This window comes from Aquimarina sp. MMG016 (assembly GCF_018100805.1).
In the GTDB taxonomy this organism is placed as follows: Bacteria; Bacteroidota; Bacteroidia; order Flavobacteriales; family Flavobacteriaceae; genus Aquimarina.
The window spans coordinates 119,910-133,746 of sequence record NZ_JAGJEA010000003.1; the positions used below are offsets into that span (position 1 = coordinate 119,910).

Annotated in this window: 12 protein-coding genes and 1 riboswitch; of the genes, 1 reads left to right on the forward strand and 11 read right to left on the reverse strand. The window is 34.2% G+C overall.

Annotation, left to right across the window (positions count from 1 at the left end; genetic code table 11):
- Window positions 1–7: 7 nt before the first annotated feature.
- The 10 genes from thiH to J8M14_RS06880 all read right to left on the reverse strand — a co-directional run bounded on the left by thiH (window position 8) and on the right by J8M14_RS06880 (window position 9,601).
- Window positions 8–1,168, reverse strand: a complete 1,161-nt coding sequence (gene thiH / locus J8M14_RS06835; protein ID WP_211073854.1) for a 2-iminoacetate synthase ThiH — start codon at window positions 1,166–1,168, stop codon at window positions 8–10.
- Window positions 1,168–1,518, reverse strand: coding sequence for a four helix bundle protein (locus J8M14_RS06840; RefSeq protein WP_211073855.1), 351 nt, complete (start codon window positions 1,516–1,518; stop codon window positions 1,168–1,170). The genes thiH and J8M14_RS06840 overlap by 1 nt, the downstream gene beginning before the upstream one ends.
- Before the next feature lie 94 nt (window positions 1,519–1,612).
- Complete coding sequence (locus J8M14_RS06845) at window positions 1,613–2,383, reverse strand: thiazole synthase (protein WP_211073856.1); 771 nt, start codon at window positions 2,381–2,383, stop codon at window positions 1,613–1,615.
- A 4-nt stretch (window positions 2,384–2,387) separates the two neighbouring features.
- The gene (locus J8M14_RS06850) at window positions 2,388–3,029 is read right to left on the reverse strand and encodes a thiamine phosphate synthase (protein ID WP_211073857.1); all 642 of its coding nucleotides are present in this window, start codon (window positions 3,027–3,029) and stop codon (window positions 2,388–2,390) included.
- Window positions 3,029–3,403 carry a four helix bundle protein gene (locus J8M14_RS06855; RefSeq protein ID WP_211073858.1) on the reverse strand — a complete coding sequence of 125 codons (375 nt, stop codon included), beginning with the start codon at window positions 3,401–3,403 and terminating at the stop codon, window positions 3,029–3,031. The genes J8M14_RS06850 and J8M14_RS06855 overlap by 1 nt, the downstream gene beginning before the upstream one ends.
- A 36-nt stretch (window positions 3,404–3,439) precedes the next feature.
- A complete protein-coding gene (locus tag J8M14_RS06860; protein ID WP_211073859.1) occupies window positions 3,440–4,204 on the reverse strand; it encodes a hydroxymethylpyrimidine/phosphomethylpyrimidine kinase in 765 nt (254 codons plus the stop codon).
- Between the two features lie 138 nt (window positions 4,205–4,342).
- The gene (locus J8M14_RS06865; RefSeq protein ID WP_211073860.1) at window positions 4,343–4,939 is read right to left on the reverse strand and encodes a thiamine phosphate synthase; all 597 of its coding nucleotides are present in this window, start codon (window positions 4,937–4,939) and stop codon (window positions 4,343–4,345) included.
- Between the two features lie 75 nt (window positions 4,940–5,014).
- Window positions 5,015–6,874: a phosphomethylpyrimidine synthase ThiC gene (gene thiC / locus J8M14_RS06870; RefSeq protein WP_211073861.1), complete on the reverse strand. Its 1,860-nt coding sequence runs from the start codon at window positions 6,872–6,874 to the stop codon at window positions 5,015–5,017.
- An 83-nt stretch (window positions 6,875–6,957) separates the two neighbouring features.
- A complete protein-coding gene (thiS, locus tag J8M14_RS06875) occupies window positions 6,958–7,158 on the reverse strand; it encodes a sulfur carrier protein ThiS (protein WP_211073862.1) in 201 nt (66 codons plus the stop codon).
- Window positions 7,159–7,249: 91 nt separating this feature from the next.
- Window positions 7,250–7,349, reverse strand: a riboswitch (TPP riboswitch).
- A 65-nt stretch (window positions 7,350–7,414) separates the two neighbouring features.
- Entirely contained in the window at window positions 7,415–9,601 is a 2,187-nt protein-coding gene (locus J8M14_RS06880; protein ID WP_211073863.1) for a TonB-dependent receptor, read from the reverse strand.
- A gap of 366 nt (window positions 9,602–9,967) precedes the next feature.
- On the opposite strand from J8M14_RS06880, the gene J8M14_RS06885 reads away from it, so the two are divergent.
- Window positions 9,968–12,397, forward strand: a complete 2,430-nt coding sequence (locus J8M14_RS06885) for an ATP-binding protein (protein WP_211073864.1) — start codon at window positions 9,968–9,970, stop codon at window positions 12,395–12,397.
- Here J8M14_RS06885 and J8M14_RS06890 read toward each other — a convergent pair.
- Window positions 12,394–13,749: a sigma-54 dependent transcriptional regulator gene (locus J8M14_RS06890; RefSeq protein ID WP_211073865.1), complete on the reverse strand. Its 1,356-nt coding sequence runs from the start codon at window positions 13,747–13,749 to the stop codon at window positions 12,394–12,396. The genes J8M14_RS06885 and J8M14_RS06890 overlap by 4 nt on opposite strands.
- Window positions 13,750–13,837: the final 88 nt, after the last annotated feature.

The following is a 13,837-nucleotide window of genomic DNA, read 5'->3' on the forward strand; positions in this document are numbered from 1 at the left end:
TTACAATTTACTTCCAATTATTGGCCCAGTCTTTCCAAACTACCTCTAATCCTTTTGATTTTAACATCTCCACCACTTCTTCTGTGCGTCTTTCATCCGAGATTTCGAATTGTTCTAACGATTGTGGTTCTACGACATATCCGCCTGGGTTGGTTTTTGATTCTGCGCTAATGGAAGTTACTCCTAAATTGACAATGTTTTCCCTAAACACTTCACTCTCTCTTGTAGACATGGATAACTCAACATCTTCATCCAATAATCTAAATGCGCAAATTAATTGTACTAAATCAGCATCCGTCATTTCCACTTTTGGCTCCAATCCTCCACTATGTGGTCTCAATCTGGGGAATGATATTGAATACTTTGTTTTCCAATACGTCTTTTGCAAATATTGTAAATGTAATGCTGTAAAAAAACTATCCGCTCTCCAATCTTCTAACCCGAAAAGTGCTCCCAGCCCTATTTTATGAATTCCAGATCGACCTAATCGATCCGGAGTTTCTAATCTATACTCAAAATTAGACTTTCGACCTTTGGGATGATGTTTTTTATATGCTGATTTATGATAGGTTTCCTGATATACTAATACGGCATATAAACCATTCCCTATCAATAATTCATAATCTGATTGATCCAGCGGTTGTACTTCAATAGTAATATTAGCAAACTTTGATTGTATAAGTTTTATCGCAGTATTGATATAATCTACTCCAACAGTTTTATTTGCTTCACCGGTAACCAAAAGAATGTGATCGTACCCCTTAGATTTTAGAAATTCTACTTCTTGTATGATTTCCTCATCTGTTAATGTCCTACGTGGAATTTTATTAGTCATACTAAATCCACAATAAGTACAGATGTTCTGGCACTCATTACTCAGATACATCGGAGTATACATCTGAATGGTATTACCGAAACGTTTTTTAGTAATATGGCTACTCATTTGTGCCATTTGTTCCAAATAAGGCTTTGCAGCAGGGGAGATCAATGCCTTAAAATCTTCCAGATCTCGTTTTGAGTTATTCAATGCTCTTGTTACATCCTCTTCTGTTTTGGAAAGAATTTCTGAAAGCGTTTGATCCCAGTCGTATTGATCGAATATGGTTTTAAAACTGCTATTAGGTTTCAGGTATCTGGTTTCAGGTGTCGGGTATTTAGAATTAGTCATTATATAATTGCTTTAATCAAATTATACAACATCTTTCTTATAGAAATTACTTGATTTATTAAAGCCATTTTTTGTTCTTCTTGAATATAATTCAAATCCTTTGATAAGATTAGCAGATATTCAACTTCCGAAACTGATCCCCCAACAATTCTTAAAAACCTCGCAAACTCCTTATTCGAATCTCGTCCACAACCTTCTGATATATTGGTTGGCACTGAAGCCGAAGCTCTCCTTACTTGTGATATAATACCATATCTTTCTTCTTCAGGGAACTGTTTAGTTATATCATAAATTGACAAGCAAAGTTCGTGACTTTTCTTCCACACCTTTAATTCTTTAAAATCTCTCATATCAAGTTTCGGACATCGAGTATCAGCCAATTGATTATTATATAGTTATACACAAGAGACTGACACCTGATACCTGACAGCCAATACCCTTTCACTATTTAGCCAAAAAACTCGTTAGTGGGCTACTTGCTTCTGCGTGTTGTTTTACAGGAGCTAGTTTCGCATTATAAGCCATTCTACCCGCTTCTACTGCCATTTTAAAAGCTTCAGCCATCGTTACAGGTTGCTGAGATACTGCAATAGCCGTATTGACCAAGACTGCATCTGCACCTATTTCCATAGCATGGGCTGCATGTGAAGGGCTTCCGATACCGGCATCCACTATCACTGGAACATTGCTCTGATCTATGATAATTTCTAAAAACTCTAATGTTTTTAATCCTTTGTTACTTCCTATAGGTGCTCCTAATGGCATTACACATTGAGCGCCTACTTCTTCTAAGCGCTTGCATAACACAGGATCTGCATGGATATATGGCATCACCACGAAACCAAGTTGAACCAATTTCTCTGCCGCTTTTAAGGTTTCAATAGGGTCAGGTAATAGATATTTGGGATCCGGATGAATCTCTAGTTTTACCCAATTGGTTTCTAATGCTTCTCTTGCCAACTGAGCTGCAAAAATTGCTTCTTTAGCATCTCTGACACCAGAAGTATTAGGCAATAAATTAATTCTTGGATGATCTAAATGATTTAATATATCATCACTTTCACTATTAACATCTACACGTTTAAGTGCCACGGTAATCAATTCACTCTCCGAAGCTAATAAAGCATCTCTCATTAATTGAGAAGAACTGAATTTTCCTGTTCCTGTAAATAATCGTGATGAAAATTCTTTGTCAGCAATTTTTAGTTTATCCATCTTTTTAACTATTAGCGTCTAGCTGATTAGCTATTAGCATTTTTATATTTTTTATTTTTTGTTCTAAGTCTTCCTGGTCTGTCAGCATTCCTGAAACTGCAATTCCGGATACCCCTGTTCGCATTAGTACTTCAATATCCTTTGTTTCAATTCCTCCAATTGCTACAATAGGTAATTCTGAATTCTGAATTCTGAATTCTGATATTATTTTTTTGTATCCTTCCAGGCCAAGTATTGGACTTAGTTTCTTTTTGGTTTTTGTATATCTAAAAGGACCGAGACCTACATAATCTACCTTATCCTTTATATGTTGCATACAATTTTCTAAGGTATTTGCTGTGCCGCCAATGATATAATTTTCTCCTAATATTTTTCTTGCTTCTATAGGATTCATATCCTCTAACCCTAAATGTACACCATCTGCCTGAGCTGCTTTTGCCACTCCAACATTGTCATTTATAATCATAATCGCTTCGTATCGATCACAAATCTCTCTGCACTTCAAAGCTGTATTTAAGTATGTTGCCATATCAACATCCTTGAGGCGTAGTTGTATCCAACGGCCTCCAGCTTTACAGACCTGTTCTATATTATGAAGATGTTCTTTTGGAGTATTTCCTTGTGAGATATATTGTAGTCCAGTCATCAGCTTTTAGAAGTTAAGGAGTTAAGAATCGCTTTACAATACCCGTTTAACAATTTGCTTACTTCAATTATCAAGTCTATTTCTTCAGAAATACCTTCTGAATAATTTAAATCTTTTGTAAGAATCAAATAATACCTACATTCTTCCAATGAACCTTGCGCTATATTAAAAAACCTCAACTTATCTTTAGTTCCTTTCTTTTTATATCCTTCTGCAATATTGGCTGGAATAGATACTGAAGCCCTTCTAAATTGATTGGATAAGCCATAGGTTTCGGATTTAGGAAAGCTCTCTGTTAACTTATAAACTTTCAGAACAAATTGATGTGCTTTTTGCCAAACAATTAGACTCTCAAATGATGTTGATTTATCCATTCTATTTAAAAATTTTAACTTCTTTCTTCATAACTTCTACACTCTATGATATCCTAGTAAGCTTTTATTTGAGCTCAACACTTTCTCTGTATATCGTTTCCCTCTAAAGCATGCTTTTAATAATGGGAATCCTAATGCTAAATATGTTATAATTGCAGAGGAGAGCACACAACCACTCCCATGTTTTTCTGAAATATTCTGACTTTTAGGGTTTATTACAAAATACTTTCCGTTTTTAGTGAATAATTCATCTTTTCCAACAGCTTCTTTTCTATGTCCTCCTTTTAGAAATAAATTCGTTTTAGAACAGATATATCCGATTGCTTCTTCTATAGTTTTATCATTATACAACTTATGAATCTCTTCATAATTAGGAGTTAATAGATAAATTTTATCTAAAATCTCATCAAATCTGCTTCTTGATTCCGCTCGTAGAGACATATTATGGAAATCAAAATCTGAACTTGATTTTAGTATAGGATCTAAAATGATTTTTACTTTAGCATTCTTCTCTACTAAAAAATCTATGATTTCGTTTAGTCCCTCCCAGTTTTGTGCAATACCAATTTTTACAAAATCTATACTAAATCGATCAAACAAAATTTCGATTTGACTTTTAATTACTTCAACATCGATCCAATGACAAGCTATTAATTCAACATCACTCTGAACTGTATTTGCGGTACAAACTGCTAATCCATATCCTTTTAACGCCTCAATGGTTTTGATATCTGCCGTAAGCCCTGCTCCTCCTGATGGATCAAAACCCGCAATGGTTAATATGTAAGGACGGTTTTTCATATATCTTTCTGAAAAATTATCTGTTCTGTGTCAAACTGAGCTTGTCGAAGTTATTATACATTTGATTTTCAATATATCTTCGACAAGTTCAGACTGACAAAATAGATTCATTTATACCTTTTTTTGGGTTAGCTTAAACTATTTTATTGTTTTTAGTTTATTATAAATCGCTTTAAAACTTTCTAAAGAATCATTTGTATTCCATATTCCTCCTAAAACTCCAACACCTTTGAATCCTAGATCAAAAGTTGCTTGTAAGGTGTCTTGATTAATTCCCCCCATTCCAATCACTTTTGCTTCTAGCTCATGAACTTCAAAACCTTTACCTTCATATCCTTTTTTTGAAATAGATCCAAAGACAGGACTTAACAAGACATATTCAAAATCAGCTTGACATGCTACTATATCCTCTTTAGAATGAAAAGAGCTCGTTACTGAAAATCCTTTGTTTTTATATACCTGCACAGTTACATTAAGTGCATCTTCTAGATCTAATCGGGCCTGTTCTTGTAAATGGATGCCACGTAATCTATAATCTATTGTTAACTCTGGAAACTGATGTGTCATAATTCGATTATGATACTTTGTGTCAATTTGATCTAACAATGCACGATATCCATCAATTGTAAAACTTGGTTTACGCAAGTGTAATATTTCCAAACCAGCGTCGAACAAATTGTTGATTTGCTGTGCTTCGTTTGGCAATGGTTTCTCTGATGTGAGTACTATAATCATTTTTTTTGGTATCGGGTATCAGTTGTCGGGTATCGGGTTTCGGTGATTCTGATACCCGGTAGTCGATAGCTGTTGCTATAGATATACTTCGCTTCCTTTTTCTTTAAACTCTTCTGCTTTTTCCTGCATTCCCTCTTCTAATGCTTTTTGACCATCTATTTCTTTCTTCGCAGCATAATCTCTTACTTCTTGAGAAATCTTCATAGAACAGAATTTTGGACCACACATACTACAGAAATGAGCAATTTTAGCTCCTTCTGCCGGCAGTGTTTCATCGTGATATTCTCTTGCTCTTTCAGGATCTAATGCCAGATTAAACTGATCTTCCCAACGGAACTCAAAACGTGCTTTACTTAATGCATCATCTCTATGCTGTGCTCCCGGATGCCCTTTAGCCAAGTCTGCTGCATGTGCTGCTAACTTATATGTAATTACTCCAGTACGTACATCCTCTTTATTTGGTAAGCCTAAATGCTCTTTTGGTGTTACATAACATAACATTGCAGTTCCGTACCAACCGATCATTGCAGCACCAATTCCAGAAGTAATATGATCATATCCCGGTGCAATATCTGTTGTTAAAGGTCCTAATGTATAAAAAGGCGCTTCTCCACAAGCTTCTAATTGCTTATCCATATTGGCTTTAATCATGTGCATTGGTACGTGACCAGGCCCCTCTATAAAGGTTTGCACATCATGCTTCCAAGCAATTTTTGTTAATTCTCCAAGAGTTTCTAACTCTGCAAACTGAGCTTCGTCATTAGCATCTGCAATACAACCTGGACGTAATCCATCCCCGAGAGAGAATGCTACATCATAAGCTTTCATAATTTCACAAATCTCTTCGAAATGTGTATATAAGAAACTTTCTTTATGATGTGCGAGACACCATTTTGCCATAATTGATCCTCCTCGAGAAACGATTCCTGTAATTCGTTTGGCAGTCATCGGCACATATGCCAAGCGCACTCCGGCATGGATTGTAAAATAATCTACTCCTTGTTCTGCCTGCTCGATTAATGTATCTTTAAAGATCTCCCAGGTCAGATCTTCGGCTTTGCCATTTACTTTTTCTAAAGCCTGATAGATAGGAACTGTTCCGATAGGAACCGGTGAGTTACGAATAATCCATTCTCGGGTTTCATGAATATTTTTCCCCGTAGAAAGATCCATAATATTATCAGCTCCCCAGCGACATGCCCAAACCGCTTTTTCTACTTCTTCTTCAATACTCGAGGTAGTCGCAGAATTACCGATATTAGCATTGATTTTTACCAAAAAGTTACGCCCCAAAATCATTGGCTCACTCTCTGGATGATTAATATTAGAAGGAATTACTGCTCTACCTCTTGCAACTTCTTCTCTTACAAACTCTGGTGTAATCACATCAGGAATACTGGCTCCAAAATCTTGCCCAGGATGTTGTGTAGACAAACGTTTTGTCTCTTGTAACTTTTGATTTTCGCGAATAGCTACATATTCCATCTCAGGAGTAATGATTCCTTGTTTTGCATAATACATCTGCGAAACATTCTTTCCTGCTTTAGCTCGCTTTGGTTTGCGTAAGTGATTAAAGCGTAAATGATCTAAACTAGAATCGTTTAATCTTTCATTACAATATTCTGAAGAAAAACTGTCTAATTCTTCTACATCACCACGGTCTAAAACCCATTGTTCTCGTATAGGCTCAATACCATTATGTACATTAATTTCTTTAGAAGGATCTGTATACGGACCACTAGTGTCATACACTGTTACAGGTTGATTAGGTGTTTTCTTTCCACTAAAACTGTCAGTTGTATCCTCCAATGCTATCTCTCGCATTGCCACATTAATTTGTGGATGAATATTTCCTGGTACATAGATTTTTTTAGAATTAGGGAATGGTTTTGTAGAAATCACATTTCCTTGTGGTGCAGTATCTTTTTTCTTCATAATTATGTGTTTTGGCAATAGCTTTTAGCAGAAAGCCCTTAGTTTTTATTCTATTTAATTCAAACTTGATAGTTGTCCATTAATCACCCTCCTTGAGTAGCTTGTATAATTGTTATCTGATCATCATTTTGTATCAGAACATGATCCCAACTTTCTTTAGAAACAACTTCATCATTTATAGCCACAGCAATTCCTTTAGAAACAATATCTAATTGTTCTAACAATTTTATGACGGTGCTATCTTTGAGAATAGATTTTGATTGATTGTTAACGTTTACGGTCATCTTTTTTTGATTAAATCCATAAACTTTAGGTTGTCATTACCAATTTTAATCTACCTGATGGTAGACAGGGAAGATAAACCACATATATAATTATGCGATATTAACTTTTCCCTTCGTCGGTACTAACCGCATCAGGTTCAAAGGGTATTTCTCAGAATCCGCCTAAGGCAGATACACCCCTAAAGTTTATTTTATAAAAGTAGTAAAACCCATAAAACTATACTAAGAAATCAGATTTTTTCTACATCTTTTTATATTAAAATTTCAATGTTGCCCCAACTAAGAAATTGATTCCCGCTTGAGGGTAAAAACCAGTAAAATAACCGGTTCTGGTTCCAGTAGGACTAGTTGCATCATCAAATGTAAAAGACCCGAAATATCCATTTGGCACATACTCAACATCAAAGATATTATTTACAAGTCCTGTTAAAACTATAGATTTAAATACAGGTAAATTTTTTATCTCATAGATAATATTAAGGTCGTTTACAAAGAAACTGTCTAATTTTGATTCTTGTAAGTCCAAATTACCCATGTACTGTTCTCCTACAAACTTTGAAAGCAATCCAATCTGTAAAGATTTTATGGGATTATAAATAAAGGCATTACCTGCCACTAGGCTAGGGGAAAAAGAGATGTTGGTATCCCCTAGATTTACCTCTACACCATCTATAGAAGTTATGTAATCTTTATTTTTATTAACACTGATTGCAATATTAGGTCTAAGTGTTATTTTATTCATCGGATCGATATCTGCCTCAATTTCTAATCCTAATCTATAACTTTGATCAATACTTGCTCTAACGGGCGCTCCTACATCATCTAATGCACCTGTTAACACTAGTTGATTTTGATACCACATATAATATAGATTAGCATTAACAGTGGTAGTCTTTTTAGAAAAGCGCCAGCCTAATTCAATGTCGTTTAGTGTTTCTGCTTTATCGATTCCAACTTCAAAATCACTTCTTCTTGGTTCTCTATTAGCACGAGCATACGAAGCATATAATTGATTAGAGGTATTTATCTGAAAAGTAGCTCCTAATTTTGGGTTAAAGAAATCATAGTTTTCATCTACTTCTAATGGAACGCGATCAGATGTTAAACCCGTTGTTTCATATCCTACAAACCGACCTTGTAAGTCCAAAAATGCGCTCCATTTGCTATTAACTCTATATGTAGTTTTCCCAAAAACGGTAAATTCATTTTTTGTCCCATTTCCGAAATAATAATTATCCCTGATTTCTGATCCTCCTGCATTTTGGGCCCAAATCACTTCCCCAAAATGATCTCCATCATAGAGGCTATAAAAAGCACCAAAATCAACATCCAGATTGTTATTTTTATAATTTGCCGTAGCGTTTATTACATAAAAATCATTATCTAACCATCTTCGTCTGATAAGGTCTGTAGTATTGATAGTTTCTCCTCCAATGACAATTGGTGTAAAATCGTAATCAGAAAATTCTTCATCTTCTTTATATTGCTCAAAGAAACCCCTTCCATAAGTATAATTAAGACCTACATTTGTAGACCAGTGATTGTTATACTTTTGATTCCAATGTAGTTGATAGTGATCCTGCTTATAATCATCCACTTCATTATCATAAAAACGAGTATTTCCATCTTCATCAGTATATTGACCAGCCGGATTAAAAGTTCGATCTGTTGCTAAAAGGTCTTCATCAATTCCAAACCAAGATTGATACGTAATATTATGCCCTCCAAAGGTCATTGCCTTAATTAAAGTATTATTATCTACATAAGAACCTTGTAAAAAGTATGATTTTAGATCAGAAGATGCTCGATCTATATAACCATCAGAAGCAATAGCCGACAAACGCCCTGCTATTTCTATATTATCATTCAATAATCCGGTACTGAACTTAAGATTATGACGTCTCGTCGCAAATGATCCAAAGGAATTTCCAATCTCAGCACTAGCAGTCTTAGACACTGCATCGGTTAATAAATTCAAACTTGCTCCAAACGCTCCGGAACCATTGGTAGACGTGCCCACTCCCCGTTGAAGTTGAAGGTTTTCTACAGAAGAAGCAAAATCAGGTAAATTTACCCAAAATGTACCTTGACTCTCAGCGTCATTAAATGGGATCCCATTAAGGGTTACATTTACTCTTGATGCATCGCTACCTCTTACACGGATATATGTATATCCAACTCCAGCTCCAGCATCACTAGCTGTTACAACACCTGGCAAATAATTTAATAGAATAGGAATGTCTTGTCCCAGATTACGAGTTGCTAATTCCTCTTTAGATAGATTAGAATGTGTAATAGGCGAATCTGCTTCTACTCGCCCGGATTTTACTAAAACCTCGTCGAGCTTTTCAGCTTTATCCGAGATAGAATCTGTCTGTTTTTCTTGAGCTGAAACCGTAACGCTCAGTAACAAAATTGCAAAATAAAATAATACGTTTTTCATTCGTAAAAACTCATTACGAATAAAAGGGGCAATTACTCAACTGTTAAAAATGATTTGACTAAAAATTTGTATTGACTACCAATACTGATAATCGTTTTCCCTGACTAAAACATCTAATAGACATAAAAAACTTGACCGTCCCTTGGCAGCATTACCTGCCCAGGTTCATCGGGTATGATCTCAGCCTTTACAAATTATAAGTTTTAATTTTTGAGTTATAAAACCCAACACTTTGAACTTAAAACTCAAAACTGTAAAAGCACCCCTTTGAGATTTCTTGGCAAAAATACTATGTTTAATTGATTTATTGTAACTTTATTTGGCTTAAAAACAATGCTTCTAGCTTTTTGAAGTTATATTACTACAATGATTAATACAAAGAGAGCTGTTACGTTTAAAATTATTGCTGGATATTTCCTTGCAACTCTTCTTGCCTTGATTTCTTTTTGGGTAATTAAGCAACAAGTAGAAAACTACACTCAGATTACAAAAATCGAAACAGAAAACGACAAAAAACTCTCGTTAGTAGGAGAAGTAATAACAAGTTTATATGAGGCGGAAAGTTTAACAAGAAATATTATTCAAACTTCTGACGAACGCAAATACAAAATATATAAATCTAAAATTGATAGTGTTTTAATTAATATTAATGAGATTGGTGAAATATCTAATGATACTCTACAAACTAAAAAAATTGATAGTATCAAAATACTAATCGACAGCAAAAACAAAAACTTAAAAGAGCTGATTCAGATTTATCGTCAACGTAAACAAAAAGGAATTTATGCTCAAGCTATCGATGAATTGAAGAAAGCTGATCAATCTTTTGGAGATAAAAATTATCAAAAAAGATTTGGTAAGCTAAAACCTGAATTCAAAAAAAGGGTTATCAATATTCTGAATATGACCGCTGAGGATAATGCTAAAAGACTTACCAATCAAACCATTGATTCTGTTGCCACTACCGTTAAGCAAGTCCTGGAGGATTTAGAAGAAAAAGATAAACGTTACAAAAGGGAAATTTCTAATAAAGAAAACAAATTGCTTAAAAATGATCAGATTATTTCTAAGCAATTAAGAGACCTGCTGGCAGCAATTGATTTTAATGAAAGAACTGAATACTATTCAAGGTTAGAACAATCAAACGACGTGCTTAATCGAACTGCTAACTTTATTTTGGTCATAGCCGGTATCAGTTTGATTATTGCTATAATCTTCTTATACCTTATTACCAAAGATGTGTCGAAGAGCCAGAAATATCGTAATGATTTAGAAAGAGAAAAAACATATACCGAGTCCCTATTAAAAACTAGAGAATCTCTTATAAACACAGTAACACATGATCTTCGTTCACCCTTAAATACGGTAATTGGGTATTCTGATTTATTAGAGAAAACCGGTTTAAGCAACAGGCAAAAACATTATTTAGGACATTTAAAAAAATCTTCAGATTATATTCTTCATTTGGTAAATGATCTCTTGGATTTATCAAAATTAGAAGCAGGAAGAATGGTTATTGAAGAGCTTCCTTTTTCACCAAAAAAACTTATAGCAAATACGGTTTCTAGCATTATTCCGGTAAATGATAAGAAAAAACTTGATGTTAGAATAATTACCGAAGATTGCCTTAAACAACAATATCTAAGCGACCCCTTTAGAATAAAACAAATATTGACTAATCTGGTTAATAATGCATATAAATTTACTGATGAAGGTTCCATTACCATAACAAGTAGTATTATAGAGAATGGTTTAGCAGAAAAACAGTTGGTTATTTCTGTAAAGGATACCGGAATTGGAATTACTGAAGAACAGCAGCAGTATATTTTTGAAGAGTTTTCCCAAGGAGATGATGAAACCGAAAAAAGGTATGGTGGGTTTGGGCTTGGTCTTGCCATTACCAAAAAAATAATCAAACTTTTGAATGGTAAAGTTACTCTGGAAAGCAATATTGACGAAGGCAGTAACTTTACAATTTATATTCCTATTAAGTTATCAAATTCTTTAGTAGTAGAAGATACAGAAAGTGAAAGTATAGAAATGCAGCACTTTTCTAATCATAAAGTTCTTATTATTGATGACGACTTAAGTCAATTAGGGCTTACCAGTGAAGTAGTTTCATTAGCAGGATTGTCCTATGATATTTGCGAAAATGCAATAGATGCTCTTAACTTATTAAAAAATAATATCTACGACCTTATATTGACGGATATTCAAATGCCAAAAATGGATGGTTTCGAACTTCTCAATTCCATAAAAAAGCAAGGGAAATATACAAACCTCCCTATTATTGCCTTATCCGGAATGGCAAACACTACCGCTGAAGACTATAAAAATGCTGGGTTCTCTGGTAGTTTACGTAAACCTTATGCTCCAAAAGAGTTGATTGATTTAATTGCAAAAGTTCTTAAAATTACTCCTATAGAATATCAAAAAATTAATATTAACGAAGAGGACTCTAATGAAGAGTATTCACTAAATGACCTTATGCTTTTTGCTCAGGGAGATTCTGATTCTCTTTATGCAATTCTGGATACTTTTTATGAAAGTACAATCAAAAACCTGGAAGATTTAAAAATTAGAATAGAAAATGAAGAGATTGATCAGATTAAAAAGATTGCCCATAGAATGCTACCAATGTTTAAACAAATCAAAGCCAAGGGTGTCACACCTTTATTAACACAATTAGAACACCCTGATCAATATAAACTAAACAACACTTCCATAATTAGTATAGCAAAAGACTGTGTACAGAAAATTGAAAGTCTAATGGGCAAACTCAAGGTAGAAAATTAAAGACTGATATCGTATTGCTTCAATTTATTATATAATGTTTTTCGATCTATAGATAACATTCTGGCCGCTTTTGCTTTATTACCATTAGCTCTCTCCAAAGCATCTAAAATTAATTCTTGTTCATTTTGATTTTTAAACAATCCATATGTTTGTTTATCACTTGGAGTAGCATAAGCAATGTCCTTGGGCAATACATCTAATGTAATCAAATCCTTTTGAGAAAGCAAAACAGAACGTTTTACTATGTTTTTAAGCTCTCTAAGATTTCCAGGCCAATCATATTTCTTAAAAGATTCTAACACCTCATCCGTGAAACCTACTACATGTTTTTCTAGTTCTACATTTGCTTCTTCAAGAAAGTGATTTGCAAAAAGCATAAGATCTTCTATTCTATCCTTAAGCGGAGGAACCTTGATCGAAAATTCATTTAATCTATGATATAAATCCTCCCTAAATTCTCCTTCTTTTACAGCATGGCTAAGATCTTCATTGGTCGCTACAATTACTCTGATATCTACTTCTATTTCTTTATTACTACCAACTGGTTTAATTTTCCTTTCCTGAAGAGCTCTTAACAATTGAACTTGCAGTTCATAACTAAGATTACCTATTTCATCTAAAAATAATGTCCCTCCATTAGCTGCTTCAAAATGCCCTACTTTATCATTTACAGCTCCCGTAAAAGAACCCTTAATATGACCAAAAAACTCACTAGAGGCAATTTCTTTTGGTATAGCACCGCAATCTACTGCCACAAAAGGTTTATCCGATCTCTTACTTGCTTTATGGATACTGCTGGCCACATATTCTTTTCCTGTTCCACTATCACCAATTACTAATACTGACATACGTGTAGGAGCTACTAAAGCTACATACTCGTTTAATTTTTTTGAGGCGTCGCTAACTCCTTTAACAAAAGAATTATGATTAGACCGGATTACCCCAACAGGTTTAGACACTTTCTTTTTTTGAAGTTCAGTAGCAGGAGATTCAGCTTTATTCAAAGCTTTTTCAATTGTTTGTAAAATAGTATCAGGATTAAATGGTTTAGAAACGTAATCAAATGCACCTTGTTTGATTGCACTAACAGCCATATTTACCTCTGCATAACCAGTCATTACTATAACAGCAGTATCAGGAGTTTTTCCCTGAATTTCTTCTAACAATGTAATTCCGTCTCTATCAGGTAACCTCACATCCGTCAATACAATATCAAATGTATGATCCTGCATCTGTATAATAGCTTCGTTTCCTGAAAACGCAGTAGCGACCTCATAATCTTTTTTTTGTAAAAAAGTTTTAAGCATTTTGCAAAACGCTACATCATCCTCTACTATAAGTATTCTAGACATATTGGGTTAATTAATACTAAGCTATAAAGTTAAACATTAATACCATTTTATAATGTATTGCAAATAAAAAAGAGACTCTTGGGATTGA

Excerpts from the sequence above, each read along its gene's own strand:
- J8M14_RS06845 (WP_211073856.1), bottom strand. The coding sequence starts at position 2,383 with ATGGATAAACTAAAAATTGCTGACAAAGAATTTTCATCACGATTATTT.
- thiC (WP_211073861.1), bottom strand. The coding sequence starts at position 6,874 with ATGAAGAAAAAAGATACTGCACCACAAGGAAATGTGATTTCTACAAAA.
- J8M14_RS06880 (WP_211073863.1), bottom strand. The coding sequence starts at position 9,601 with ATGAAAAACGTATTATTTTATTTTGCAATTTTGTTACTGAGCGTTACG.
- J8M14_RS06850 (WP_211073857.1), bottom strand. The coding sequence starts at position 3,029 with ATGACTGGACTACAATATATCTCACAAGGAAATACTCCAAAAGAACAT.
- J8M14_RS06890 (WP_211073865.1), bottom strand. The coding sequence starts at position 13,749 with ATGTCTAGAATACTTATAGTAGAGGATGATGTAGCGTTTTGCAAAATG.
- J8M14_RS06840 (WP_211073855.1), bottom strand. The coding sequence starts at position 1,518 with ATGAGAGATTTTAAAGAATTAAAGGTGTGGAAGAAAAGTCACGAACTT.
- J8M14_RS06885 (WP_211073864.1), top strand. The coding sequence starts at position 9,968 with ATGATTAATACAAAGAGAGCTGTTACGTTTAAAATTATTGCTGGATAT.
- J8M14_RS06855 (WP_211073858.1), bottom strand. The coding sequence starts at position 3,403 with ATGGATAAATCAACATCATTTGAGAGTCTAATTGTTTGGCAAAAAGCA.
- J8M14_RS06865 (WP_211073860.1), bottom strand. The coding sequence starts at position 4,939 with ATGATTATAGTACTCACATCAGAGAAACCATTGCCAAACGAAGCACAG.
- J8M14_RS06860 (WP_211073859.1), bottom strand. The coding sequence starts at position 4,204 with ATGAAAAACCGTCCTTACATATTAACCATTGCGGGTTTTGATCCATCA.
- thiS (WP_211073862.1), bottom strand. The coding sequence starts at position 7,158 with ATGACCGTAAACGTTAACAATCAATCAAAATCTATTCTCAAAGATAGC.
- thiH (WP_211073854.1), bottom strand. The coding sequence starts at position 1,168 with ATGACTAATTCTAAATACCCGACACCTGAAACCAGATACCTGAAACCT.